Source organism: Kitasatospora sp. NPDC059462 (assembly GCF_042749955.1).
Lineage (GTDB): Bacteria > Actinomycetota > Actinomycetes > Streptomycetales > Streptomycetaceae > Kitasatospora.
This window is the reverse complement of sequence record NZ_JBHYUU010000072.1, coordinates 1-25,741: the sequence shown is the minus strand read 5'-3', so window position 1 is coordinate 25,741 and position 25,741 is coordinate 1. Positions and strand designations below refer to the sequence as shown.

Below are 25,741 nucleotides of genomic sequence, written 5' to 3'. Positions count from 1 at the left end.
GGTCCGGAAACGCGGGCGGCCCCCGGTGTTAGCGCACCGAGGGCCGTGAAGGCTCCCTTGTATGACCACCCATCAAGACGATCAACCGCTGTGCGGCCTGCCAGGGCCTGATGCACGGCGGGAGGGAATCCATGTCCCAGCCTACGGGCCCGGCGCGCGGACCGTCGAGTCCCGACGCCGACGGTGCACACGTCCACGATGCCCACGCAGTGTTTCCGGTGGCTGGCGAGCCGCCGAACGATCTCGATGCCGAGCAGGCTGTTCTGGGTGCCTGCATGGCGATCGGCAAGCCGGCAGTGGTCGCTGTCCGCAACGTCCTGGACGCCGACGACTTCTACCGCCCCGCCCACGAGACCATCTGGCGGGCCGTCCTCGACCTCACCGCCAGCAGCGCACCGACCTCGACCGTTGCTGTCGCCGACCACCTGAGTGACACGGGAGACCTTGACCGGGTCGGAGGCAGGCCGTACCTGTTCGGGCTGGCCGCCGCCGCCCCGCCGGCGACGGACAACGCCGAGTACTTCGCGGCCATCATCCGACGCAAGGCGGAGCTGCGTTCGCTGCAGGTGACCGGTATCCGCACCGTTCAGCGGGCCTCGGCGCCGGGCGCCGAGCCGGACGAGATCCGCAGCGCCCTCGAGTCCGAGGTCCGCGAGGGCCGTGAGCGTGCGCTGGCCTCCGGCAGCAGCCGTCTGTCGCGCTTCATGGTGGACGGCTGGGACTTCGTTACCAAGACCGGGGCGGACAAGGAGCCGCTGTGGGGCACCCGCGGGGAGACCGCCTGGGCGGCCGGCGAGAGCCTGATGATCGTCGGGCCTCCGGGCGTCGGGAAGACAACCATCGCCCATCAGGTGATCTTCGCCCGGATCGGGCTGGGCGACTCCGCGCTCGGCATGCCCGTGGCCGAGAGCGCGCGGGTCCTGTACCTGGCCATGGACCGGCCCCAGCAGATCGCCCGTGCCATGGCCCGGCTTATCAGGCCCGAGCACGAGAAGCTGGTCCGCGAGCGGCTCCTCATCTGGGAGGGCCCGCTACCGAGCAGCCTCGACAAGGAGCCCGGCCTCCTCGCCGAACTGGCCACCGCGCACGGCGCCGACACCATCGTCATCGACAGCCTCAAGGACGCCGTCAGCACGCTCGTCGACGACAGCCTGGCCATCGCCTACAACAGCGCGCGCAACCGCGCCCTGCGCGAGGGCATCCAGGTCATGGAGCTGCACCACCAGCGCAAGGCCTCCGCCGACGCCCCGCGCGGCCAGCGCCCCACCCTCGACCGCGTGTACGGCTCCACCTGGCTGACCTCCGGCGCGGGAAGCGTCCTGTTCATCGCCGGCGAGGCTGGCGACGCCGTCGTCACCCTCCACCACCTCAAGACCGTCACCGGTGAGATCGGCCCGCTCACCGTCGCACACGACCACGAGGCGGGCACCAGCACCGTCGAGGCGACCATCGACATCGCCGAACTCCTCCGAAAGAACCCGGACGGCGTGACCGCCAAGCAGCTGGCCACCGCTATGACCGGGGAGAAGAAGCCCGAGCCGGCGGCCGTCGCGCGGGCCCGCCGACGCCTACTCACCCAGGTCAAGTCCGGACTCGCCACCCTGGAGAAGGGCTCCGCCGGCGGTATCGGCGGCGGCAAGGAGGACCGCTACTTCACCTCCGCCCGCCACATCAACACCACTGCCCCGCTGGCAGCCGTCGAGCAGCCCGCCATCCCGCTGGCCGTCGTACCGCTTTCGCCATCGACTGGCACCTCGAAGGCGGCCTCCTCCAAGACGTCCCCAGCCGATGCCGGCAGCCGTCGAGCCTCCGCTGCAACGGCCTCGTCGCCGGGAGCAGAGCGTTTTCGCGGGCGTTCACGCCCCTCCCCCGGTGCAACCGTCACACAACCCGTTGTCGCGCCGGACGGTCCCCGGAAAAACCGCAGGTAGACGCGTTTTCGCGACCGTTTACGCCGTTGACGCACCCGAGCGCTTTCGCGCGAGCCCCCCTTTAGAAGGGGGTTCGCGTAAACGCCCCCGGCAATCGCGCAACCCATCACAACTCGACCCGCGAGGACGACCTTCCGCATGACCGCCACCAGGCCGATACGCCTCACCCGCCCGGACGCCGTCCTCGTACAGGCCGCCATCGCGGGCGCCCTGTCCTTCGCCCACCTCCACGACATCGCCGAAGCCGCCGGGCAGCACGGCTGGAAGGCCTGGGCCTACCCCGTCTCGGTGGACCTGCTGCTGGTCGCCGCCTGGCACCGCATGCGGACCCTGCGCGCCGCCGGACGCCCGGCAGGCACCGCCTGGACATGGTTCGCCATCGCGCTGACTGCCTCCCTCGGGGCGAACGTCGCCACCGCCGGGCTCCTCGACCTCGCCCACGTCCCCACCTGGCTGCGGATCCTGGTCGCCGGCTGGCCCGCCCTCGCCTTCCTCGGCGGCACCCTCCTCGCCCACAACACCACGGTGACCACGGTCGCCACCGAACCGCAGCCCGCCACGGCCGAAACCGCGCTCCCCGAAGACCTCGAGCCTGCCGCGGCTCCTTCGGCAGCCGAGCCTGCTCCGCCAACGGAAACGGACGAGGACACGCTCGACCACGGGCTGGAGGCCGCCCCCGACGACGACGTCCAGCCCGGCGATCGGGAACCGGTCGTAGGGAGCAAGCGCACAGGACGCAGGCCCGCCGCATCGATGGACGAGCTGGCCGAGATCGTCCGCCCGGCAGTCGTAGAGCACGGCCCCACGCAGGCCGTGATCAGGACAGCCCTGCGCGAGGCCAGAATGCCGATCGCCAGCGACCGCCTCGGGAAGCTGACCCAACGCTTCAAGGACGAGCAGGCCGACGCGCAGGTGAGCCCCTCGGCCGCCTGACGCCCCCGCCGCGTCATCGCGGCGATCGGTGACCGGCGGCAGCACCCCGCATGCCACCGCCGCGGACACCGGAAGTCCCGAAGCGCTGACTTCTGCACCGGATATCCGGCACCGCAAAACCGGGTCCACGCCCCGCCCAGCACTCCGCGCCGCTCGCACCCAGTGGCTGCACCCGCCCGCCCCGATAGGAAATCCGGAGGACTCCTTGGCCGACCCGCTGTCGCACCGCACTCCCGCCCGCACCGTTCCCGAGCAGGGCATCAAGGGCGGTAGGCTGACCGGCCTCTGGCGTCGCGCATTCGGTAACTCTGCTCCTGGCGGAGCCAGTTGTACCCAGTCTCCGACACTTCGCGCGGGCCTGGGGTCATCCGCCCCAGGGGTGGCGGATGAGGCCCGGCGCGAGGGCGCGCCGGACCAGGCAAAGGCCCTCGGCCCGGACCAGCTCAACGCCCTTCAGCTCGACGTCGTCGCCCGTGTCCGTGCCGACCAGCCGAGCACCGAGACACCCGCAGCCGTCGACGACGAGAACGTGCGCGCCGCCCGCGACACGTTCCTGCACGCGAACACCGCCGCCCTCGACATCCCGAAGCTCAACGCTCCCGAAGACGCCCAGCCGATGCCGCAGGGGAAGATCCGGAAGTTCAACGGGAAGCGCCGCAAGAAGCGGGTCGGTCCGGTCGGCTTCACCGAACCCGAGTACGCCGAGCTGCTGGACGCCGCCGGCCGCCACGGATACGGCAACACCGTCTCCGGATACCTCGCGGACCTCACGCTGGCGTTCATCCGGGGCGAGTTCACCGTCGACCTGCCCCTGTACACCGACCGCCTCGCCCTCCAGGAGTTCCGGGCCGAACTCCTGCGAGAGATCAACGCCGTCGGCAACAACATTAACCAGATGGTCCACGTGCTCCACCGCGACGACCGTCTCGTGCCCGACAGCCGCGAGCGGCTGATCCGCCTGGAGAGCCTGCTCCTGGACATCGCCGAAGCCCTCCTCGCCCCCACCACGACCTACGAAGGAGGCCAGGCAGCGTGATCCCCTCCATCAAGGACCCCGGCGCCAACACCCGCGGTCTGCTCGCCTACCTCTACGGCCCCGGCCGCCATGACGAGCACACCGACCCGCACATCGTCGCTTCCTTCAGCCCGCTCGGCCTGCGCGACCCCGGCCGCGACCCCGAGGCCACCCTCACCCGGCTCGGCCAAATCCTCGACGAGCCGGTCAACCTGCGCAACAGCGGCTTCGGCAAGAAGGTCACCGACCACGTCTGGCACTGCCCCGTCCGCGCAGCCCCCGGTGACCGCTACCTCTCCGACGCCGAGTGGGGAGAGATCGCCCGCCGCATCGTCCACGCCGCCGGCATCGCCCCTGACGGTGACCCGCACGGCTGCCGGTGGATCGCCGTCCGCCACGCCGACGACCACATCCACATCCTCGCCACCACCGTCCGCGAGGACGGCCGCCGCCCCAAACTCCACGGCTCCGGCAAGCGAGCCCAGGCCGAAGCCCGCGCCATCGAGAAAGAACTCGGCCTCCACCAGGTCCAGCCCGGCGACCGCACCGGCGAGCGCCGCCCCACCCAGGCCGAGATGCACAAGGCCGAACGCCTCGGCTGGCAGCAGACCAGCCGCGACTGGCTCCGGGACCGCATCCGGGACGCCATCCCCCACGCCAGCAACGTCGAGGAACTGCTCGCCTACCTCCAGGCCGGCGGTGTCGAGGTCAAGATCCGACGCCTCCCCTCCGGCGATCTCCAGGGCTATGCCGTCGGCCGGCCCGGCGACGCCAACGCCAAGGGCGAGCAGATCTACATCCCCGGCGGAAAGCTCGCCCCCGACCTCTCCCTGCCCAAGCTCCAGGCCCGCCTCGCCACCAGCACCCCCGAGGAGCACCCCACCGCCCGGCGCAACCGGCCCACCACCAGCTGGCAGCGCACCACCGACGCCCTCGACACCCTCCACGCCCACCTCGCCGAGGACACCACCGGCAGCGGAGACGGAGCCCTCGCACAGGCGCAAATCACCGCACTCGGCGACATCATTAACGCCACCGCCCAGCAGGCACCCGCCGAACTCCGCGCAGAACTCCGAGCCGCCAACCGGGCGTTCGCCCGCGCCCAGCGCTCCCAGGTCCGCGCCGATCACCAGGCCGCCGCCGACCTGCGCCAAGCCGTCCGCGACATCATCCGCGCAGGCGACGGACCCGATGGCGGCACCCTGGCCGTCATGATCGCGGCCCTCGCCTGGGCGGCGATCCTCGCCGAACGCTGGCACCGCTCCCATGGCCACGCCCAGCAGGCCCAAGCCGCCCAGACCACCGTTCGCCACCTCGAAGCCGCCTACGACCAAGCCGCCGCCGACCACCACGCCGCCCTCACCCACCGCCAGCCGCCCACGGAAATCACCAACACCCTCGCCGGCGACGTCCACGCCGCCGTCCCCGACCACGCCACCCGGATCCTCGCCGACCCCAACTGGCCCGCCCTCGCCACCGCCCTGGCCGACGCCAAGGCTCTCGGACACCAACCGATGGAGCTGATCGCCGAAGCCGCCGCACGTCGCGAACTCACCACCGCCCGACTCCCCGCCAAGGTCCTCCTCGGCCGCATCCAGCACACCAGCCGCAACCCCGCACCCAACCCCGCCGCCGAAGCCGCCCGCCTGCGCTCGCCCGCCACAGCCACGCTCGCCTCACGCCCCACGGTCACCGGCGCGACTCCACCACCACCCACCGCACCCGCCGGAGCAGCGCCCCGCCACACCCGCTGAACACACCGGAAGGCACTAACCCGCCGCCGGGCGCGAGGCTTTTCCCGGAAAATCCGCCCCGGTTTTCCGGGAAGAGCCCCTCGGATTTTCCGAGAAAAACAGCGCCGAGCTGACCTCCAACGGGCTCGCACCCCGACATGATGGCGCTGTTCGCCGAGTGAACAGGCATGCTGACCAGCCCGTGAACGGTGGCCATGCTCATCAAATGAACGGCACTGCTTCGGACTAGCACGAACCAGCACGACCGCCAGCCCGTCGCCTGTTCACTGAGTGAACAGGCGCGCTGTTCACTCACTGAACGGTGGCCATGTTCACAAAATGAACGCCCGGCCTACCGAGTGCAACCGAGGCCACGACCAACTCGAACGGTGCTGGAATCCCTGGTTCGCGGCAACTGCCCCTGTGCCCGCCTGTCACTCCGTGGCGGCCTGCCAGCCGAAGCGGGAGAAGGCGGGGCCTCCGTCCCAGTAGGCGGCCAGGGACTGCGTGGCGGTCGGGAAGGCGGGCTCGGGAAGACGGTTCGCGGCGACCCACTGGGCGGCCAGGTGCTTGTCCGGCTCGGTGTTGGTCAGTTCGCCGGTCCACCTGTCGGTGGCGAAGACGAAGAGGACGAAGTGCCCGGCCTGGTCCCAGCCCTGCGCGACGTGGACGACGTGGACGAGGATGAGGTCGGCCGGGTCGACGAGCAGGCCGGTCTCCTCCTTGAGTTCTCGGGCCGCGGCCTCGTCGAGGGCCTCGCCGGGCTCGGCCTTGCCACCAGGGACGGTCCAGGACGGCTGCGGGGACCAGTTCCGGGCTCCGTAGAGCACGGCGGCGATCGTGTCGTTGTCCTTGTCGTGGACGATCACGCACACCGCGTTGCGACTGTTCATCACGCTGGTGTTCGTCACGGGTATCCACTCCTTGTCAGCGTGCCGGAGGATGTCAGGGGAACGCTCGGGCACTGGTCAGCGCCCGAGCGCGAGGCGGTCGGCATCGGTGCGGGAGAAGACCAGGTCGGTCATGCGCTTCGGGGTCTCGGCACACCGGACGGGCGGCTGCGGTCGACGCATGGCCTGCGGGTAGGTGGCCGCGTCGTAGTCGTTGGTGAGCGTGTACGCGTGAAAGCCGTGCCCGCCCAGGGCATCGATGATGCCGGCGGCGCTCTCACCCTGCTTCGACAGGAGTCCCGGGGTGACTTCCACGACGAGTTCCACGTCCTCGCGCAGATGCGGGAGGGCGGGAATCAGTCCCCGGATCGCAGCTGCCTCGGCGCCTTCGACGTCGATCTTGATGATGCGGGCGCCGGCGAGTTCGGTCCGGCTGACCAGCTCGGCCAGGGGCGCGGTAGTTGCCTGGAACGCCATGTGAACGTGACGGGGACGCACGGCGGTGGTGTGGCCGAGGTTCGCGGGGTCCTCCAGGTACAGGGTCAGTGTGCCGTGACCATCGGAGGCGGCGGAGCAAACGGCCCGGATGTTGGTGCGGTGGTTGGCGGTGGCGGCTGCGGTCAGGTCGTCGTGGAACCGAGGGGAGGGTTCGATGGCGACGACGCAACCGTGGGGGCCGACGGCGTCGGAGGCCAGGAGGCTGAAGGCGCCGCGGTGGGCTCCGACATCGATGAAGGTGTCTCCGGGCCGGAGGCGGTCGCGCAGGAAGGCGCTCAGGTTCGGCTCCCACTCGCCGAAGAGGTACTGGTAGCGCTGGATGACGTCGCTGGTGGCGACGGTCACCAGGTCGCCGGAGAGAAGCCGGATGGTGGCGTGGACCGGGTGGGTTCGCAGGTGCTCGTCGAGGAAGCGGCCGACGAGCTGTGCCTTGCCCACAGTTGTCGGTGCGTGGCGGACGTAGGCCCGCAGGACGCGGGCGAGGAGGGAGGCGGACACGGAGCGGCTCCTTCGGGCGGTGGCAGGTCAATCGGGCTCGCGAGCGGACCCGCGGTGGCAGACTGGCCCGTGAACGCCTTTGGTGGTGAGGAGAGTTGGCAGTGAACGAGAGCGGTCCCGTCGTGTACCTGCTGGTGGGGCTCACAGGCTCGGGGAAGACCACCTTTGCCCAACGAGAGCTGGAGCCGCGCGGGGCGGTGCGGCTGTCGGTGGACGAGGTCGTCCACGAGCGGCACGGCCGGTACGGCGTCGACTACCCGGAGGACACCTACTTCGAGAAGGAGGCCCCGGTCATCGCCGAGCTGCACGATCGGCTGGCCGAGCGGATCGCCGCGGGCCGGGACGTGGTGTGGGACCAGGGGCTGTGGACGCGCAAGGACCGTGACGCGATCAAGGAGCTGGTGGAGTCGGCCGGCGGGCGGTGGCGGCTGCTGTACTTCCCTGTGGAACGCGACGAGCTGCTTCGCAGGCTGGCCGAGCGCAACCAGCGGGGGGACGCGAACGCGCTGATTGTGACGCCGGAGGCGCTGGACGACTTCTTCGCTCGCTTCGAGGCTCCTCACGGAGAGGGCGAGGAGATCGTGGAGCCGGGCCGGTCCTGACGGGGCGGGCGCCAGGTGGTGGCGATCCGGGCGGCTTCGGCGGCCCAGCCGTCGGGCAACCGGTCGAGGGTGACGTGGCGGAAGCCGAGGCGGGGGTCGGAGACGTCGATGCGCCCGTGGTGACGGTCGACGTGCCGCAGGAGGCACGATGCCTCGCTGCGGACGGCGGGGCTCTCCTCGGTCCAAGCTCCGGAGGTGAAGCTCTCGACACGGCGCCGCAGGTCGCCCAGGACGCCGGAGCGCCACTTGAAGTGATGGACGCACGCGAGTGCGTGGGGGTCGGGCTTGCGGCCGGGGGCTCGGTGGTTGCCGGAGGCGACGGCGACGTCCGAGAGGGCAAGGACGATCTTGCGGGGGTCTCCGCGCAGGAGGTGGTGGGTGAGGTGGCCGCCGAGCGGAAAGGCGCGGTCGAGCCCGATCTCGGGGCGCCAGAGGGCGAGCCGGCCGTCGGAGGTGACCCGGTCGAGCATCAGCCCGCCGACCACCGCCCGGCCGCTCTCCTCGGCCGCCGTCGTAACCTCGCCGAGCGAAGCCGGGTAGGCGTGGAACTCGTCCGAGTCGGCGAGCAGGTGCCAGCCGGGGCCGGCCTGCTGACGCAGAGCGTCGCGCAGTTCGGTGTTGGTGTGCTCGTGCCACGGCCCGGTACTGACCTGGCCGGTGGGCAGGTCGAGTTCCCGGGCGGTGCCCAGCAGCTGGCGACGCCAAGCGTCGGGGACGTGCTCGGCGAAGTGGAAGGCGAGGTGGAAGCGCTCGATGCCGAGCCGGCGGTAGTGGGCGGTCCAGGCGGTCAGCAGGGCCGGTTCGACCGGGCCGATCACGGCGACCAGCGCGGGGGTGACGGGCGTCATCGGTACTCCTTGATCAGGTCGGTGTAGGTGTCGATGAGATAGGCGGCCTGTTCGGCTGCCGGCAGCATGTCCAGCGCCGTGGGCGCCTTCGACCCCGGCCGCTCCGGCGGCCCGTCCGCCAGAGCGTCCAGCACGGCGGCCAGGGCACCCGCGTCGCCGGCCGGGAACACCTGGGCCCAGGGCTGCCCGACCAGCCGCTCGGTCAGGTCCGGGTCGTGGTCGGAGACGATCAGCGGGACATCGAGCCGGGCGGCGTCCATGACCAGGCCGGACTCCTTACCGGTGCCGGGAAACCGGGCCACCACGGCGGCATCGGCAGCGGCATAGACCAACCGGAGGACGTCCTCGCCGACCGGGCCGGGCACGGTGTGGACCCGGACACGGGGCAGGCGGTTCCAGCGTGCGAGTACCGCGTCGTCCAGCGGAGTGCCGCAGACCAGGACGTGTAGCGGCTTGGTGAGGCGGGCCAGGGCGGCATCGATGGTGGCGATGTCCTTGTAGGGCCACCAGCCGCCGATCAGGCAGACCGCCGTCGCCGAGGCGGGGATGGTGAAGGCGGCGCGGGCACCGTCGCGCTCGGCGGCGGTGAGGGGCCGACCGTCGTCGACCGCGAACGCCCGCACCCGGCCCGGGAGGTGGGGGAAGACCGGGGAGAGCCGGTCGCGGACGGCGGTGGTCGGATAGAGGGCGACCACGTGCTTCTCGCTCCGCCGGGCGAGCCGACCCAGCAGACGGACCGGCGAGTCTTCGGTGGTGACCAGCTCGTGGAGGAACCGCAGGTGTGGGGTACCGCCGAGCAGGGCTGCAGCGCTGTGCAGGGCCTCGCTCGCGCTGAGGATCACCACGGCCGCTGGCTGAGGGGCGAGGCGGCGGGCGGTACGAAGGCATCCGGCTTCGGTCAGGCAGCGGGCGATCAGAGTGACCTGGTGCGGCAGCCGGCGGAGCGGCAACGGCCAGCGCCGTGAGCGGAAGGCCCGCTTGCCAGTGGTTGAAACGCGTTCCGCCGCGCGGGCTCCGGCCATCAGGGCCTTCGCCGCCGTACCCACCGGTCCAGCTGTGATGCAGGCCCCGGATCGCAACAGCGCACCGGGCCCGTCGGCGATCCCCTCCGGGGTGATGACCACGGCACCCGGGCGAGCGGCGGCAAGCGCGGCCAGTGTGCGCTGGTGGTGCCCGCCGCCTCGATGGGCGTTCGGCTCGATCAGGACCAGCGGGCCGGGGCGGTTGCTCATCCGGCGACCGCCTGTTCGCCGTGCAGCGTGATGAAGTGCCGGTGCAGCCACGACGGGTCGTTGAGCGCCTCGAAGCGCTCGGGGTCGCGGGCCGCGGCATGGGCGAACTCGATCCCGTCGCGGGCGCCAGCGGACGCGTAGTCGGCGAAGTCGCCGTTCTTGCCGGCCTTCCAGGCGTCGATGCGCTCCTGGGCGGAGGCATCGGTCATGCCGTACTCACTGCCGCGCGCGAGCATCGCGCACTCGCGGAAACCCGCCTTCCAGGCGTGGAACGGGGTCTGGTTGAAGAGCGTGATCCCGGCCGTGTGTCGGCTGAACTCGACCCGGCCGGGCAGCGCGGCGAGCACGTCGACGGCTTGGCCCATCTCCCGCAGCGCGCTGGTGCGGATGAGCTTGAGTCCGCCGTAGCCGTAGGTCAGGCCGTTGACCGGGTTCACGGCCCGCCAGACCCGCATCGACACCCCCGCGGCCAGCGGCTCCACCGAGCTGGTGAGGAACTCGGGGTCGATCGCGAAGTCGCCGTCGGCGAGGAAGAACTGGTCGGTGTCGACCAGCTCGGCGGTGAGACGGTAGGCGCGGCGCATCCCGCGCACCCCGTGCAGGCGCTTGACGCTGCCGCCCAGTACTCGGGCCAGGCGGGTGTGCAGGGAGTCGGCCAGCGGCTCGTCGTAGGAGAGCTGTACCGCGTCGAAGCCGGTCACTTGATCGCCTCCAGGTAGCGGGCGGCGACCGCGTCGGGCGTGAGGTCGGTGGTGGAGACGTACGCACGCTCGGCCTGCAGCAGGTAGAACTCGGGGTCGGTGGCGAGGCGCTCGGCGATCCGGACGGCCTGGTCGTCGTCGTCGAAGAGCAGCTCGGGGTCGAGGTGCTCGGCCAGCCAGCCGGTGCGTGGGCCGATCACGGGCAGGCCCATCGCCTGGCAGTCGATCACCGACATGGACCAGGGGCAGCCGGGCCGGAAGGGCGCGATACCGAAGTGGGCTCCGGCGAGCAGGTTGCGGTAGCGGATGCGGTCACCGCGGTCGGAGGCGATGTCGACGCCGTCCACGGCAGCGAGTTCCTCCAGGTGCCGCTCGGGGCTGGGGTCCAGGCGGACGCGCTCGGCACTGCGGGTGCCGAACAGGTCCATCACGGTGACCCGTACTGGGGCCTTGGCGACGAGGTGGCGGGCGAGCTGAGTGAAACGGGCGGTGCCGTAGTGGGCGTACAGGCGGTGGTTGTAGATGCCGACAGCGGCGCCCACGGGGGCGGTGAAGTCGGCCGGCTCGCGCACCAGGCGCACGTCCCTGGGGGCAGGGACCACGTGCAGCTTCTCGGCGAGTTCGACACCTGTGCGGGTAGCGACGGCCGCGGTCCACGAGGCGGCCGTACCGGAGTGGACCAGGACGCGGTCGCAGGCCGCGAGGCCGGCGGAGAAAGCCAGGAGCACGCTGCGACCAAGCCCGCCGTCGTCCATCGCGGGGTCCAGCTCCAGCTGGCCGGTGTCGGTGAAAGAGAAGGGCAGGTAGTGGCAGTAGCCGGCGATCAACGCGTCCACCCGGGCTTCCAGAAGCGCCGCCCGGATGGCTGGAGCGGCCTCGATCTGGTTGGCCACCACCACTTCGGGCCGGTGGCGGCGAAACAGCCGCACCAGAGCGCCCACGCCGGGGTTGAAGCGGGCCCGGTACTTGGTCGACGGCGAGGCGGTCCGCACGAACTGCACGCGCTCGTCGCCGACCGGGACCGGCGAGGCCACGGTGACCTCGACCCCGGCATCGGCCAGGGCCGGGGTCAGCATGTCCGCGAAGGTGTAGCCGGAGTCGGCGGTCAGCTGACTGGAGTTGGAGACGTTGAGCAGGTACAGCAGGCGCATCGCTTGGGCCCTCCCTCTCTGGGCCCGGGGGTCGACCCGGGCTGGCAAAAGAAGGAAACTGGCGATCGCGACCGTGACAGAATGATGAATCCAGATCACTCACGGTTCATTCATCTCATCCAGCAGCCAGGGCGGGGGCACTGATGGACGCGCGAGGCGATGCCCCGACGGTCGAGCAGGCCGCAGAGGCGTTCGCGGCGGAAGTCTCCTACTGGCGTGAGGTCCGGGGGCTGCCCAAGCGGGAGCTGGCCCGTCAGATGGGCTTCGACCCGTCGTACGTGAGCCACATGGAGTCCGGTCGGCACAAGCCGACCGAGGACTTCGGCCGCCGCGCCGAGGAGATCCTCAACGCGGGCAAGGCCATCTGGAGGCGCTGGCTGGAGTACGAGGCCGCCAAGTCCCGCGCGGCACCGTCCCCAACCCCACCGGCGCCGCGCCGGCCCGAGCAGCCGTACGCGACGGGCTCGGCGATCGTCGTGGCCCACGACGGAGCCCGCCTGGACTACGACGGCACCCACTACCGGCTCACGATGCGCCGCCTGTTGCGGAACACCGGCAGCGAGCCGATCACCCGCTACCTGATCCGCATCAGCGTCGACCGCTACCCCGGCGAGCCCGAACGCTCCAACGCCCACTACCGCAAACACCCGCTGACCTGGGACGAACTCGCGCTCACCGCGACCTGCCGCGGGGAGGCGATGCGCTGGCAGGCCAAGCACGACCGCGACGCGTTCAAGGAGATATGGCTGCTCTTCGAGAACGAGCACGGCCGCTTCCCGCTCTACCCGGGCGAGGAGGTGTGGATCGAGTACGCCTACTCGGTCGGCGAGGAGAAGTGGGGCCGCTGGTTCCAGCGCGCGGTTCGCCTGCCCACCGAACACCTCGAAGTCGAACTCGCCTTCCCCGCCGACCTTGACCCGGCCGTGTGGGGCATGGAGACATCCATGACTGCCGAAGCGGCACCGCTGCGGACCGCCCCGATCCGGCGCGAGGAGGGCGACATACGCGTCTTCTCCTGGAGCACCTCCACACCGGACCTCCACGCCCGGTACCGTCTCGAATGGCGGTTCCGGGCCCGACCCGAACGCGACACGACTCAAGGGGAGTTCAGGTGATCCAGGTGCGGCCCAGCGAGCAGATGCGTAACCTCGGCGTCGTCCAGGAGGGCGCGCCCATCCTCGCCGAGCCCGCCCGCCCCTTCGACCTGCCCGCCGAGCGCGAGGCCGCCGAGCAGGTCGTGGAGAAGCTGTTCACCGCGATGGAGCGCATCGGCCAAGTCCACCCCTTCGCCAAGGGCATGGGCATCGCGGCACCCCAGATCGGCATCGGCCGGACCGCCGCCATCGTCCAGCCGGCCGACCCCGGAGCACCGGCGATCGTCCTGCTCAACCCGACGATCACCGACCGCTCCGACGAGACGGACGAGCAGTACGAAGGCTGCCTCTCCTTCTTCGACGTCCGCGGCATGGTCCCCCGGCCGCTCCGGATCACCGTGCAGACCACCACACTCGACGGTCAGCTCGCGGCCACCGCCTACGAGCGGGGACTCGCCCGCCTGGTCCATCACGAGATCGACCACCTCGACGGCCTGCTCTACACGGCACGGATGCGAAGCGGCATCGACCCGATCCCCGTCGAGCAGTACCGCCAGACCGGCAGCGCCTGGGCCTACGAGCAGTAGCGGGCCACGGATTCGGCTGCGCCCGCCTCATCTCCCACAAGATCCCTCCAAGCGCACCCCTGGCGCAGAGCTGTGCTGAAACAGCTTCGGCCCGCGCTCCTCGCCAGGCAGCGGGCCGCACCCAGTTGCCTGCCATGCGGGTTCCTACTCGATGCGGTTGTGTTGGGGGGCGCGTTTCCGGTGCTTCCGCGAGGCGGGCACCCTGTGCTGCTCGGTACGCTGGGAGCGCTGGGCGCGGTACCGCATAGCGGCCAGCCAGAGGTCCCGTTTGTGCTCGGAGTCCGACGGCATAAGCACCAACGCGGTGAGGATGCCGAAGGCCGCAGTGATGGTGAAGATGACGGCCACGGCCACCGCCCACCACGGGGCGCCCACAAAGGCGAGTGCACCGATGCCACCTCCGCCGCCGAGAACGGTCCCGCCCAGCATCCGCCGACCGTTCGGGCCGGACGGGGACGGCGAGGGAGACACAGCCGGCTGCTGAAGCGGTGAGCTCATCGAGCTGCCTCCTTCGTACAGGGCCTGCGAGCCGCCTCCCCGGGAGCTTCCTCCTCGCGGTTGCGGACCCACTCGTGCGATTGCTCCCGCCTGAGACTGGGGTTTACATTCTCCATGCCCTCATATACTGCCCGTATGGGACATTGGTCTGAGGGCCTTGTCGACGAGGTCATGAAGCTTGTCGGCGGTAGTCCAGACCGCCAGGCACTGACGGACATTCTCGTACGGACCGGCCACGAAATTGATGTTCTCTCGGGCCGTAGCTTCCGGCCGCTGCGCCGGGCGGCCTCCGTCATCGTGCCCAACGGCTTGCCATTCGTGGACATTCCAGACATGCGGGTCGGCTCAATGGAACCAGGGGCACGTGCGTGGGAGGTCCCCGACCCAGTGAACGGCGAGATTGCGAATGTCCTGCAGGTCTCGCCCCTGGTCAGCCCTGTCCCCAGTGCCGCACAGGCGGCCGACGCACTCTGGATTGCTGGCCAACTCGCCGCCGAAGCATCGCGGACGGGGCGTCTGTCGGCGGAGTATGTCCTCCATTGGCTGGGCACATCTGTCGACCACAAGCAGCGAGTAGATCTCTTTCGCCGCATCATGGACCCCGCCGTCCGATTTCACGTCCCGATCCTCGGGGTCGATGTCAACGGATGGTGGATCCAAATCGCCCGGCGTCTCGTTTGGGTGACGAGCGAGACCGAGGACGAGGGACGGCTCTACGAACTGCTGCTGAACGACGCCAATGCCAGCGAACAGATCCCGCCGCTTGCAGCCGCCGAGGCCATCCTCGTCGTGGCCCCAATGACCCGGCACCCCGCAAACTGGGCATTCACAGCACGCATCTGGACCGAACAGGTTCAGCGTCCTATCGATCGCCCGTGGAGGATGCTTGCGAAGGCTATCCACGGCCACGGCATACCGACCATCACCCTCGACCCAGCCTCGACCGCTTACGAGATCGCGTGCCAGGTGCTCTTGAAGGGCTACTGGCACGGCTACATCAGGAGCGACGATCCGGCGCTGGCGAACGCCGTCGCGATGGCGTACCCGCAGCAGGTCGATCGCATCCAGCGTGAGACCCGTGCCCCAGACAGATCTTCTGCGGCCGCGACGCTCCTCGAACAGGTGATCCGCCCCGGATTCGATCCGGCCCGGGGCGCGGAGGCGACTCGTCGGTATGTGCGCCGGAAGGCAAGCATCGCGGTTATGCAATACCGGAAGAGCGAGGCGCCGGACCGGTACCCGTGGACACAAGTCGGCATCAGCGAACGTCGCTATTACAAGCTTCTGCCGCTGTTCGCTCAAAAGGTCAACGGCCGTTACGAGTACGACTACGACGACGTGGTGGCGCGCATGAAGACCCACCTGAACCTCGCAGACAAGGCGCGAGAAGTACGAACAGTCGCCCTTGAAGTCCTCCGGTCACACGGCTTCGGCGACGAGGCCGCACGCAAATGGCTACAGCGGCATCCACCCGAGGAAGCGGTCAACGCCTGGCCACGTGGTCGACGCCCGTAGTACCGAATCCGACAGGACACCAAGGTTCCCGGACTGGTCCCGAGCGAGCTCCGTCCTGGGCCGGTGGCTGCCCTCCAACCAGGAGATCAGGCCGTGTCCGCAGTCCGCAACCTCCGCCAAGGGTTTCCCAGAGGAGGCGGCCGCCGGCCGTCCGGCCGGGACACCGGCGTCGGCCTGCGAACACACCTTCGGTCGTCTCCGGCTGCCAGCTAGGAGGCACTGGATCCCAAGGCGAACGCTGTGACTGTGTGCTTTCTGACGGCAGGAGTCCTCCTCGGGTGATATTCAGACAACAAGGGTGAGTTGGATACCGCTCGAACCGGCAGATCGGCGCTTGAACCAGCGAGCGTTTCCCCAAGTTCCCGAGCGCAGCCAGGAAGCTATCGAAGGTGAGGCCAGCCCGTTTACCTGATGGATCCACCATGGCGATCATGGCTGGATCCCTGTGCTGACAACCTGCGACGTTTGCCCCATGAACAGCTTCCACGGATCCTAAAAGGCTTTCTACCGGCGACAGTTGGAGGGGTAGGCCTTGAAGCAGCCAGTGCTGCGCGCGGATGATCCGCAGATTGTCAGGCGCACACGCGACCTGGTCGAGTTCCTGCGGGAGTTCGTTCGCAGTTCCTATAAGCCGGTGCGCGACTGTTCGAAATACAAACAGGTGATCTGGCTTACCGAATGCCCTGACGATCTTGTTCCCGCGAAGCTGGCAACCAGCGGGGTGCTGTTCAAGGTCAAGCACTACCCGGTGCGGCCCGCGCCGGCGGTTCCCGACGTGCTGCAAGGCTGGATCGAGCCACAGGCCGCGGCCTCCGCCACAACGGGGGACCCGCTTCTGGCGGATGTCGGGCCCGGTCGCGGCTATGCGGAGGACGAGGACGGCACCACCTACGAGATCGATGAGATCGCCAGGGAAGACGCCCTGGATGTGCTGAACGCCTACAGCCGCTGGCTCCCCGAGTGGAAGCGCTGGGCACAGCGCGAGCAAGCGAAAGAGCCATACCGGCAGCTGCACCGCCACCTCTACCGCATGGCAACCCAGATCCAGCGGGAGGGAGAGGCCTTCGAGGCAGTCCTGAGCACCGGACTGTTGGCCTTGGACCGCGGGAGCAGGAAAGAGCGGGTGCACAGGCATGTTCTGACGGTCCCCTTGGTGCTGGCAGTGGATCCGGCGACGGTGCACATCACTGTCTCGCTGTCGGACGGTGACAGCCCGAGGCTTGAGGACGGGGACTTCCTGGACGAGACCCACGGCTACACCGCGCAGTTGCTGAACGCGCTGCGATCCCGGGTCGAGGAAGACGCCTTCCACCCACTCTCCACGGATGCCGTGGAAGTGCTGCGCTCCTGGTGCGAGCGGGCCTTCGGCATGGAGCAGGCGGCCCGCTTCGACGATTCCTGGAACCGCCCGGACGAGACCTACCCCGCTGAGCCCAGTGTCTCGTTCACGCCGGCGATCGTTCTGCGCGAACGTGGCCAGGGGGCTCTGGTCACGTTCTACGACGGCATCGCCCGCAGTTTGGCCCAGCCCGGAGCCGTGAGTCCACTCGGCCTGGCGCAGTTGCTGTTCCAGATCGAGCCCGAAGATCGGACAGACTGGGCGGCCGAAGCAGCGGGCCGCTTCGAACCCGCACTCGGGCCGGACCCGCTGTTCCCGCTCCCGGTCAACCGAGCACAGCACGAAGTGCTGAGCAGGTTGCAGAAGGACACCGGTGTCGTGGTCCAAGGGCCTCCCGGAACCGGCAAGACCCACACCATCGCCAACCTGATTTCAGCGCTACTGGCCGACGGCAAGCGGGTTCTGGTGACCAGCGAGAAGGCACAGGCACTGAAGGTCCTGCGTGACAAGATTCCCCAGAAACTGCGTCACCTTTGTGCGCTACAGGGTGACTTCAGGTACGAAGGTGGTGATGAACTCGGACAGTCCGTCCGATCCCTATCCCATCTCAGCGCCTCGGTGACAACTGACCGACTCATCGAGAGCATCGAGGAGCACCAGCAGGACCGGTCAGACCTGGAGAAACTGCAGGCCGCCCTGCGCGAGGACCTGCGTGTCCTGCGGGAGGCCGAGTGGGTTGAACATCTCGAATCCGCAGTAGCGCCGGGATATTCCGGGCGGCTCGCAGAGATCGTCGAACTGGTCTCCGAGCGGGCGGCGTCCTACGAGTGGCTTCCCGAACTGCCAGCAGCCGCGCCCGCTCGTCCTCCGATCACGGCCGAAGAAGCCCAACGTCTCCTCGGGCTCGTGGAGCGCCACGGGTTCGAGGTGCTCACTTCGCGTTCCTTCCTGTGTCCTCCTCCCGAATCCCTGCCTGCTCCGGCGCGGTTCGAGGAACTCGTGCGAAGCCTGCACGCCGCTCTGGAGGTGTCAGGCAGCGCACCCTCGGAAGCGGCGCTGACGATGGCGGATCGAGGAGAGGGACTGATCGACACCGTTATCGGACTCCTCGACACCGCTGAACGGGCGCTCCAGCAGGAGGGACTGCTAGCCGATCCGGCGACGTGGTCACCGGACCACTGGCAGACCACCGCGCTGATTGACGGTATGACCGACAAGCGTCAGCAGCTGTGGGAAGGGGTTCGCCGCCACTCCACCCGTGCTGCAGAGGTACGTGACCAACTGCTCGGCATGCCTCTGACGGACGTCGTGCTGCCGCAGGTATCGCAGACCGAAGAGCCGCACCAGAAGGCGGCTGCCCGCGAGTTCGCGCAGTATCTGAGGACAAACGGCCAGCCGAGCAGATGGGCGCTGAAGAAGTCCTTCCACAAGCAGGCTCGTCCCCTGCTGGAGAACTGCCGGGTCGACGGCCGTGTCCCGCGGACGGCAGAAGAGGTAGAGGCCGTGGTCGTGCACCTCGAACTGCGGGAGTGCGCTCGGCAGCTGCAGGAACGGTGGAAGGCGTTCCGCGCTCCCAAAGCCGAGGGCGACTCCGAGGCGGTGCTGTCCGAGTTGCTGGACCGCTACACACTGTTGCAGGCGGTGGACGCGTTCACCGCGGCGGCGCGGGCCGTACACGACGCTCTGGTGCAGGCCGGGGTGAAGGGGCTCATGGTGCGCTCTCCGCAGCAGTGGAACGACGTGCGCGAGACGGCCGGGCGCGCGCGGTTGGTGCTGTCGGCCAGGCTGGCGGAGCACGAACTGGCTTCTCTGATCGAGTCGCTTCCCGACCCGAACAGCGCCGATGTACCCGAGTTGACCGAGGTCCACCGCGCGGCGTCGAACCGTGACGCCGCTGCGTATGCCGGGGCGATCGACGCCGTGGCTGCTGCCTACCTGCGGGAAACCGACCGCAGGCAGGCGGACGAGCTGCTCGCGCAGCTGCGGGAAGGACTGCCCGAACTCGGCCGCGAGTTCGCCGCGTCGCCCACGGCCCCGCACTGGCAGGGCCGGTTCGCCGCCCTTGACCGGGCGTGGTCGTGGCAGTTGTCCAAGCGCTTCATGGATCACCAGTTGTCTCCAGGGCGAGAACCAAAGCTCGAACGCGAGCTCGCAGAGGTCGAGGCGCAACTCGAGAGTGTCAAGGAACAGCTCGCCGCGGACCGGGCGCTGCTGTACTGCCTCAGGCGGATGACCACGAGGCAGAAGCAGGCACTGAGCGCCTACGCGACGGCGATGTCGCATGCCGGGCGCGGTACGTCGGCACAGGGGAAGCGGCATCTGGCCGCGGCCCGGTCCGCGATGCGCGACGCGCGGGGAGCGGTACCCGCGTGGGTCATGCCGCTGCGGCAGGTCGTCGAGATGCTAGACCCGGAACCCGACGCGTTCGACGTCGTCATCGTCGATGAAGCAAGCCAGGTCGGCCTGTCCGGGCTGCTGCTGCTGTGGCTCGCGCCCCGGGTGATCGTTGTTGGCGACGACAAGCAGTGCGCACCGTTCTATACCGGCGACAAGCACGACAAGATCAACCAGAAGGTCGATGAACGGCTGGCCGGCTTCGCTGACTGGCAGCGGGACGGCTTCAGCCCGAAGTCAAACCTCTACGAGCTGCTGTCCGCCCGTTTTCCCGAGGTCATCCGGTTGACCGAACACTTCCGTTGCATGCCGGAGATCATCAAATGGTCCTCGCGGCAGTTCTACCCTGACAACGAGTTGGTCCCCTTGCGCCAGTACGGTGCCGACCGCCTGAGGCCCCTGGAGGTCGTCCATGTGCGCGAGGGCTACTGCGAGGGGACGCGTGAGCGCCTCGTCAACCGGCCCGAGGCGGAGCGCCTGGTCGGCAAACTGCGGGAGCTGATCGGCGACCCTGTGTACGCGGGCCGGAGTATCGGCGTCATCGTCCTGCGGTCCGGTGCGCAGACGCGGTTGTTGGAGGACTTGATCGACACGGAGATCGGCCCTGAGGCCGGTGAGCGGCACAACATCCGAGTCGGGACGGCCGAGCAGTTCCAGGGGGACGAGCGGGACGTGATCCTGCTCTCCATGGTGGTGGACGGCGACCACGCCCGGGCGTTGACCGGCTTGAACGACGGCAGGCGCTTCAACGTCGCGGCGAGCCGCGGCCGTGATCAGATGTGGCTCTTCACCTCTGTGACCCCCGATCAGCTGAGCAGCAAGGATCTGCGGCACTCCCTGCTCACCTACATGCAGAACCCGCCGGCCCTGCACCCCGCACCGCCGGCCCTGGCGATGGTCACTCCTGATGAGAAGTGCGATCCGTTCGACTCTTTGTTTGAGCAGAGGGTCTTCTTGGAGATCAGGCGGCGTGGGTACCACGTCGTTCCGCAGTGGGAGGTCGCTGGCAAGTTCATCGACCTGGTCGTGGTCGGGGAGAACTCGCGACTGGCCGTGGAGTGTGACGGTAGCCCCCACCACGCCACCAGCAAGAAGCGCCAAGAGGACTATGAGCGAGAGCGGGATCTGCGGCGCGCGGGATGGACCTTCTGGCGAGTACGCAGCAGCGAGTTCGCTCTGGCACCCGACCAGGCTCTCGCACCCCTCTGGCGCAAGCTCACAGCGCTCGGCATCCACCCGGGCGCGGCCGAATTCGAACAGTTTGCCTCCGACGGGGCAAGTGCCTGGAACCCAGTCGCCTTGTACGACGAGACGCAGGAAGCGGACGTTGATAACGAAACGACCGATGACGAGGATCTGCCCGCCGATGACGCCCAAGGAGACCTGACATGAGCCAGTCGTTCGACGAGAGCGTCCTCATCGAGATCGCCTATTTGATCTGTGGCGACGATTCACCACTGCTGTACCGCAGGGGCTACGAGATTGCCGAGTTCCTGCGACGCGCGAAGTGGGAGGACGTCCCCGACCCCGATGGCTCATCGCGGCACCAATGGACGCTCGGACTGCTTCGCGAGCGCCAGGAGGAGGGCGATGGCGATGCCCTGAAGGCAGTGCTGCGACTCGCCGACCGGCGTGAGTACGTTGGCCAACTGCGTGAGTACAAGGCCACTGTCTCCCGACTCGACGAGGTTCTGGCCCTGGAAGGATGGCGAATCGGCTACGCGGAGGGACAGCCGATCCTCGTACCAGTGGAGGCCAGCACCGAGGAGTCGGTGCGGATGCCCAGGGTCGAACTGCAGGTCTCCGTTTCACAGGTGATCGGAGACCCGGCGCTGGCGGCGGCAGTCCAAACCAGGCTCGACGAAGCGCATACGTGCTACGAGCACGGGGCGTACACAGCAGCCGTGATCATGCTGGGCAGTCTTCTGGAGGGGGTTCTCGTGCACGTCGCCCAGGTACGCGCAGCCGTTCGCGCACCGAGAAAGAGGCCGGAGGACCTGGGGCTGAAGGATCTTGTCGATCTCGCGCACGACAACGGCTGGATCGAGCATGATGCCAAGCTCGCGTCGGATCTCGTGCGGCACTACCGCAACCTGGTACATCCGGCGGCGGAACGACGAACCGGACACGGCCCCAATCGCGACACGGTCGACATGTGTTGGCCGGTCGTCAACGCGACGCTCAACGACTTGGCCGCTACCGCGTCGGCCGCACCCGCCCAACCGACCCCCTCGACTTCTCCCGGCTCTGGGACGAATCGCCCGACCCCGGCATCCGTCGCCCGACCCCGACGTCCTTCCGGGCCAGCCGACGGGCGGCCGGGCCGGCCACGTACCGGGGCGGGGCCTGTACGGCCGACGCCGAAGCCTGGATAACCTGCAGGCCCGAATCGGACGTGCTGGTGATCTCGGCATGCCACTTTGGCAGGAGGCCGCCGCTACTGCGATCAAGGGCTCCGGCCCTGGTTGCATTCACCCCCGTACAGCACCGCCCAGAGCTCGTTGGCAGGCCACTCCAGCGCAGGTCAGGACGCCTGCGGCCGCCCCCGGACAGCCGAACGAACATTTGGAAAGCGTATTGGGGGCAACCCCTCACGAGTTCGAATTTCGTACCCTCCGCCTTCACGAAGGCCCGGACCGCTCAGCGGCCCGGGCCTTCGTCGTCTCGTAGCCTCAGTTTTGGTCTCACCCCGTGCGCGCTCACTGGGCCCCGGATCACCGGACCCTAAGCGCCATCGAGTTCGTCCGGCTCAAAGGGCGCGGCCAGGGCCTCACACGGGACGCGGAGCCGGGCGGGGAGCCAGACCCAACTCCCATCGGCGGGACGGAGTCCGGAGCACCGGCCCCGCGATAGTCTCTCGATGTGGGCATGCCCGACGGAGGGGGACCGTGTCAGTGAGCATCAGCGACGAAGCGGACGTCAGTACCGCCACCACCACCAGTGGCACTCCACTGAGCGCCGACCGGATCAAGCACCTGGAGTTCATCCAGGCCGTCGTCACCAGGCTGGGCAACAACTCGTTCCTGCTCAAGGGCTGGGCGATGACGCTCACCGCCGCCATCTTGGCACTCTCAGCAGGGCGGCTCAGCTGGCAGATCGCGCTGAGCGGAATCGTCCCTCTGCTGGGCTTCTGGTTCCTCGACTCGTACTTCCTGCGCCAAGAACGGCTCTTCCGAGCCCTGTACGAAGACGCCCGGACACCCAAAAGCACCGTGGAAATGCTGTCGATGAACATCGGACCGTACCTGGCAAGGGTGACGCTGGCAAAGGCCGCCTTCTCTCAGACGCTGGTGCTGTTCTACGGTGCCTTGCTGATCGCCCATTTCGTGGTCGTCCTCGTGGCCCGCTGAATCACGCCCTCGGAGGCGCGGGCGGGCGCAGCAGGGCGGCCATCTCATCAGCCAGTACATCGAGCATAGCCACATCCCGGACCCCCGCCCCTTCTCCCGGCCACAGCGGGCCAATGGCATCATCTCGCCACCGTGGAACGAGATGAACATGGGCGTGGAACACCGTCTGGGAAGCCGCGGAGCCGGCGGAATGGATGACATTCATGCCATCAGGGACGAGGTGGTCACGCAAGGCGGCTCCGATGCGGAGCGCGGTCGCAAGCAGCTGCTCTGCCTCCGTCGGCGACATGGCCCAGAGGTCCGGCGCATGGATCCGGGGCACCACAAGCGTGTGGCCGAGGGTCGCCGGGACCAGCGGGAAGAACGCCACAGTGTGGTCGTCCTCGAAGATCATCCGAGCCGGGCCGCAGCCGACTGCGATGGAACAGAACGGGCACGGGTGCATGGACGTCCTCGCCTTCGTGGTTCGGAGTTCTTCGAAGCAGTCCCCGACCACCACCCTGGCAGAAGGAACGGATGAGGAGGGGTGACACCGCCATGGGAGGCGTCTTCATCAACTACCGCAGGAGTCCGCGTGCCACGGATGCGGTGCACCGGCTGCGTGAACGACTCAGCCGTCACTTCGGCGACGCGCAGGTCTTCCTCGACACGTCGTCGATGCTGCCGGGTAGCCGCTACCCAGATGACCTCAGACGCCGATTACATGACTGCGAGGTTCTGCTCGTCACCATTCCGGAGGGCTGGCTGGAAGCGCGGGCCCCGTCGGGCGAGAGATGCCTCGACCGAGCGGGCGACTGGGTGCGGCACGAGATCGAGCTGGCGCTCGCCGCTGGGAAGACCGTAATCCCCCTGCTCCTTGACGCTGTGGAGCCGCCGTCGCCCGAGCTGCTTCCCGCGTCGATCCGTGACCTCTCTCTGCGGCAGGCGCATCGCGTTACCGCAGATGGCTGGGACGCGGCCGTCGAGGAGCTGATCGCCACGCTGGAGACCCTGGTGGCACCGGAGTGGGTGCCGTTCCCCTCCGAAGAGCGGCCACCACGACAGCCCGGCCAGCTGCTCGGCTGGGCCACCGGCCTCCTCGCCATCGCACTCTGCGTCCTCGTTCCGTGGGCTGTGGCGGCCGGAAGGCCACCCCCAGAACCGGACGGCGCCCCGGCCGCCCTGCTGCTGGCCCTGGCGTCCCTTGGACTGATGGGCTTCGTCCTGGTCGCCGTGCTGCTGTCCTGCGGCCTAATGCGCCGCCCCATCCAGGCGTGGGAACGCGACCTGCAGGACGCGACGCAGCAGAACTACCTGCGGGCGACCTACCCCGTGCCAGTCTTCCTCCTGCTGTTCGCGACGGTCCTCGTGATCCAGGCGTGGGGGCGGAGCCCCGCCTTCGCCGTCGTGCTGATGCTGGGCATGTGTCTCGCCGTCGGCCCGATGGCAGCCCGCTTCGTGCTCTCCCTCAAGAGAGACCGTGAACGGTGGGCGCAGTGGCCGGAGGCGGTACCCGCGACAGCTCTGATGGCGGTGGTACGGCGAGAGATCGCTCGGCTCGACGTGCGTACGCAAGAGTGGAGCGGACCGATCCGGCGAGAGCAGCGGGACCGGGCACGCTTCGCACTCGGAGAGCTGGAGGGGGCGGTGGCGGCTCACGGACGGGCGGCGGAACGCGGGCGGTTGCTATGGCTGCGTGAGGCGCAGCCCTGGGCTTTCAGCGGGTACGTCCTGTGGTTGGCGCTCACCGTCGCCCTCACGCTCGCCTGGACATTGTCCCTCGGCGTCCAAGGCGAGGGTGGGATGCGGCTGCACGCGGCGCCCGTGGTCGCTGGGGTTGTGGGGTTCTGGCTGGCCTGGACGACCATGGAGTGCGCTTACCGCTACCAGAGGTGGCAGCGCCGGATGTTTCACACAGAAGCGGTGCGACGGCTCACTCTGATAGGGGTACGGGTCGACACGCTAAGTTTGCCGTCCCGTACGCGGCTGGCGACCACGTGAACGTCCGGGCCAGGGCGCTCGCCGTGCAGTCGGCTCACCAGTTCGGCGGTCAGCGAGCCGGCCCCAGCGCCGGGGGTCAGGTGTGCACGGTATTGCTCAGCGCGTCTAGGCGAGGCATCGAGGCGATCAGGTCAGAGACTGGTGCAGGAGTAAAGAACTGCCCCAGGGTGGCCTGGGTTCAAGGGGCGAGAACACTGAGCGCCTCCACCCGTCGTGCCTCAGTGTTCTCGATCTTCCTCAGCCGCTAACGTCGCCCCGCCCAGGACGGATGACCTCGGCGACCTTCCTGCCCTTAGTTCGCCGCGAGCTGGTCGTCCTCAACAGCCACCAGCTCTGCGATCTTGATGGCAACTACTGCCATCGAATCCTCAGCCGTGTCCAACCCGTTTCGGGATGCAAGCAGGGGGCTAACGTCCCGGAGTTCGCCGTAGGTCGTCTTGTGTATGACAGGGAGCAGCAGGTCACGTGCAAGGAGCTCCGAGAGCTCCTTGTCAGAGACGCCACCGCGCTTGAGGCGTGTCAGTAGCGCAGGGGTGACCAGCACAAGACCTGTACGCGACCTCGCCAATCCCCTGTCGATTTCCCGCATGAACGGTAGGCCAAGCGCGATGTCCTTCTCGCTGAACCAGACCGACACGCCTTCTGCTTCCAGCAGATCGCACAACTCCTTGGCAGCACCGCGCCGGTCATCCCACGCGTGGCAGAGGAAAACATCGCGAAGGTCGGGCTGTTGACGCGCGCGCAACACGGCGGCGTCGCGAACAGGAGTCAGACCCTTCACCTCGCCAGGCGTGTAGATCACGGAAGAGGTGCTCGGCGACCAAGGTGCCCGCATCTTGCCGCTACTGGAGCTGCCGCTAGGAGCTGTTCAAGGTTCGGATCTTGGCCTGGCCCTGATGGCGGGCTGGTGTGTCTGGTAGAACTCGGGGGCGTGGCGCGTTTTGACGTGACG

Annotated in this window: 20 protein-coding genes; 12 read left to right on the top strand and 8 right to left on the bottom strand. The window is 68.8% G+C overall.

The annotated features are described in order from the left end of the window. Window positions 1–209: 209 nt before the first annotated feature. The 4 genes from ACFXAM_RS19415 (at window position 210) to ACFXAM_RS19400 (ending at window position 5,633) form a co-directional block, all read left to right on the top strand. Complete coding sequence (locus ACFXAM_RS19415; protein WP_380292781.1) at window positions 210–1,931, top strand: DnaB-like helicase N-terminal domain-containing protein; 1,722 nt, start codon at window positions 210–212, stop codon at window positions 1,929–1,931. Window positions 1,932–2,069: 138 nt separating this feature from the next. Then, on the top strand, window positions 2,070–2,864 hold the full coding sequence (locus tag ACFXAM_RS19410) for a DUF2637 domain-containing protein (protein ID WP_380292764.1): 795 nt from the start codon (window positions 2,070–2,072) through the stop codon (window positions 2,862–2,864). A gap of 379 nt (window positions 2,865–3,243) precedes the next feature. Then, window positions 3,244–3,900, top strand: a complete 657-nt coding sequence (gene mobC, locus ACFXAM_RS19405) for a plasmid mobilization relaxosome protein MobC (RefSeq protein WP_380292762.1) — start codon at window positions 3,244–3,246, stop codon at window positions 3,898–3,900. Further along, entirely contained in the window at window positions 3,897–5,633 is a 1,737-nt protein-coding gene (locus tag ACFXAM_RS19400) for a relaxase/mobilization nuclease domain-containing protein (RefSeq protein ID WP_380292760.1), read from the top strand. The genes mobC and ACFXAM_RS19400 overlap by 4 nt, the downstream gene beginning before the upstream one ends. Window positions 5,634–6,046: 413 nt before the next feature. On the opposite strand, the gene ACFXAM_RS19395 is transcribed toward ACFXAM_RS19400, so the two are convergent. Further along, the gene (locus tag ACFXAM_RS19395) at window positions 6,047–6,523 is read right to left on the bottom strand and encodes an NUDIX domain-containing protein (protein ID WP_380292758.1); all 477 of its coding nucleotides are present in this window, start codon (window positions 6,521–6,523) and stop codon (window positions 6,047–6,049) included. Between the two features lie 57 nt (window positions 6,524–6,580). Further along, window positions 6,581–7,498 (bottom strand): FkbM family methyltransferase, encoded by a 918-nt coding sequence (locus tag ACFXAM_RS19390; RefSeq protein ID WP_380292756.1) that lies wholly within the window; start codon window positions 7,496–7,498, stop codon window positions 6,581–6,583. 101 nt (window positions 7,499–7,599) lie between these two features. On the opposite strand from ACFXAM_RS19390, the gene ACFXAM_RS19385 reads away from it, so the two are divergent. Further along, window positions 7,600–8,100: an AAA family ATPase gene (locus tag ACFXAM_RS19385; protein WP_380292755.1), complete on the top strand. Its 501-nt coding sequence runs from the start codon at window positions 7,600–7,602 to the stop codon at window positions 8,098–8,100. On the opposite strand, the gene ACFXAM_RS19380 is transcribed toward ACFXAM_RS19385, so the two are convergent. From ACFXAM_RS19380 to ACFXAM_RS19365, 4 genes are read right to left on the bottom strand one after another with little or no spacing between them, the layout of a single operon-like run. Beyond that, window positions 8,058–8,948 (bottom strand): hypothetical protein, encoded by an 891-nt coding sequence (locus ACFXAM_RS19380; protein ID WP_380292753.1) that lies wholly within the window; start codon window positions 8,946–8,948, stop codon window positions 8,058–8,060. The genes ACFXAM_RS19385 and ACFXAM_RS19380 overlap by 43 nt on opposite strands. Beyond that, entirely contained in the window at window positions 8,945–10,180 is a 1,236-nt protein-coding gene (locus ACFXAM_RS19375; RefSeq protein ID WP_380292751.1) for a hypothetical protein, read from the bottom strand. Before ACFXAM_RS19375 ends, ACFXAM_RS19380 begins: the two co-directional genes overlap by 4 nt. After that, complete coding sequence (locus tag ACFXAM_RS19370; RefSeq protein WP_380292749.1) at window positions 10,177–10,881, bottom strand: hypothetical protein; 705 nt, start codon at window positions 10,879–10,881, stop codon at window positions 10,177–10,179. Before ACFXAM_RS19370 ends, ACFXAM_RS19375 begins: the two co-directional genes overlap by 4 nt. Further along, window positions 10,878–12,032, bottom strand: coding sequence for a glycosyltransferase family 4 protein (locus ACFXAM_RS19365; protein WP_380292747.1), 1,155 nt, complete (start codon window positions 12,030–12,032; stop codon window positions 10,878–10,880). The genes ACFXAM_RS19370 and ACFXAM_RS19365 overlap by 4 nt, the downstream gene beginning before the upstream one ends. 143 nt (window positions 12,033–12,175) lie before the next feature. Between ACFXAM_RS19365 and ACFXAM_RS19360 the strand changes: the two genes are divergently transcribed. From ACFXAM_RS19360 to ACFXAM_RS19335, 6 genes are all read left to right on the top strand, one after another. Further along, complete coding sequence (locus ACFXAM_RS19360; RefSeq protein WP_380292745.1) at window positions 12,176–13,147, top strand: multiprotein-bridging factor 1 family protein; 972 nt, start codon at window positions 12,176–12,178, stop codon at window positions 13,145–13,147. Continuing rightward, entirely contained in the window at window positions 13,144–13,713 is a 570-nt protein-coding gene (locus ACFXAM_RS19355) for a peptide deformylase (protein ID WP_380292743.1), read from the top strand. Before ACFXAM_RS19360 ends, ACFXAM_RS19355 begins: the two co-directional genes overlap by 4 nt. 633 nt (window positions 13,714–14,346) lie before the next feature. Then, complete coding sequence (locus tag ACFXAM_RS19350) at window positions 14,347–15,726, top strand: hypothetical protein (RefSeq protein ID WP_380292742.1); 1,380 nt, start codon at window positions 14,347–14,349, stop codon at window positions 15,724–15,726. Window positions 15,727–16,258: 532 nt separating this feature from the next. Beyond that, on the top strand, window positions 16,259–20,851 hold the full coding sequence (locus ACFXAM_RS19345) for an AAA domain-containing protein (protein WP_380292740.1): 4,593 nt from the start codon (window positions 16,259–16,261) through the stop codon (window positions 20,849–20,851). Then, window positions 20,848–21,834 carry a hypothetical protein gene (locus tag ACFXAM_RS19340; RefSeq protein ID WP_380292738.1) on the top strand — a complete coding sequence of 329 codons (987 nt, stop codon included), beginning with the start codon at window positions 20,848–20,850 and terminating at the stop codon, window positions 21,832–21,834. The genes ACFXAM_RS19345 and ACFXAM_RS19340 overlap by 4 nt, the downstream gene beginning before the upstream one ends. Before the next feature lie 519 nt (window positions 21,835–22,353). Continuing rightward, window positions 22,354–22,809, top strand: a complete 456-nt coding sequence (locus tag ACFXAM_RS19335; RefSeq protein WP_380292736.1) for a hypothetical protein — start codon at window positions 22,354–22,356, stop codon at window positions 22,807–22,809. Window position 22,810: 1 nt separating this feature from the next. Here ACFXAM_RS19335 and ACFXAM_RS19330 read toward each other — a convergent pair whose 3' ends face one another. Continuing rightward, a complete protein-coding gene (locus tag ACFXAM_RS19330; protein ID WP_380292735.1) occupies window positions 22,811–23,254 on the bottom strand; it encodes an HIT family protein in 444 nt (147 codons plus the stop codon). 92 nt (window positions 23,255–23,346) lie between these two features. Between ACFXAM_RS19330 and ACFXAM_RS19325 the strand changes: the two genes are divergently transcribed. Further along, window positions 23,347–24,789, top strand: a complete 1,443-nt coding sequence (locus ACFXAM_RS19325; RefSeq protein ID WP_380292733.1) for a toll/interleukin-1 receptor domain-containing protein — start codon at window positions 23,347–23,349, stop codon at window positions 24,787–24,789. Window positions 24,790–25,081: 292 nt separating this feature from the next. Here ACFXAM_RS19325 and ACFXAM_RS19320 read toward each other — a convergent pair whose 3' ends face one another. Then, on the bottom strand, window positions 25,082–25,591 hold the full coding sequence (locus ACFXAM_RS19320) for a toll/interleukin-1 receptor domain-containing protein (protein WP_380292731.1): 510 nt from the start codon (window positions 25,589–25,591) through the stop codon (window positions 25,082–25,084). Window positions 25,592–25,741: the final 150 nt, after the last annotated feature.

Coding starts and splice junctions, on each gene's coding strand:
- ACFXAM_RS19360 (WP_380292745.1), top strand. CDS start 12,176: ATGGACGCGCGAGGCGATGCCCCGACGGTCGAGCAGGCCGCAGAGGCG.
- ACFXAM_RS19330 (WP_380292735.1), bottom strand. CDS start 23,254: ATGCACCCGTGCCCGTTCTGTTCCATCGCAGTCGGCTGCGGCCCGGCT.
- ACFXAM_RS19325 (WP_380292733.1), top strand. CDS start 23,347: ATGGGAGGCGTCTTCATCAACTACCGCAGGAGTCCGCGTGCCACGGAT.
- ACFXAM_RS19350 (WP_380292742.1), top strand. CDS start 14,347: ATGGGACATTGGTCTGAGGGCCTTGTCGACGAGGTCATGAAGCTTGTC.
- ACFXAM_RS19375 (WP_380292751.1), bottom strand. CDS start 10,180: ATGAGCAACCGCCCCGGCCCGCTGGTCCTGATCGAGCCGAACGCCCAT.
- ACFXAM_RS19410 (WP_380292764.1), top strand. CDS start 2,070: ATGACCGCCACCAGGCCGATACGCCTCACCCGCCCGGACGCCGTCCTC.
- ACFXAM_RS19365 (WP_380292747.1), bottom strand. CDS start 12,032: ATGCGCCTGCTGTACCTGCTCAACGTCTCCAACTCCAGTCAGCTGACC.
- ACFXAM_RS19380 (WP_380292753.1), bottom strand. CDS start 8,948: ATGACGCCCGTCACCCCCGCGCTGGTCGCCGTGATCGGCCCGGTCGAA.
- ACFXAM_RS19340 (WP_380292738.1), top strand. CDS start 20,848: ATGAGCCAGTCGTTCGACGAGAGCGTCCTCATCGAGATCGCCTATTTG.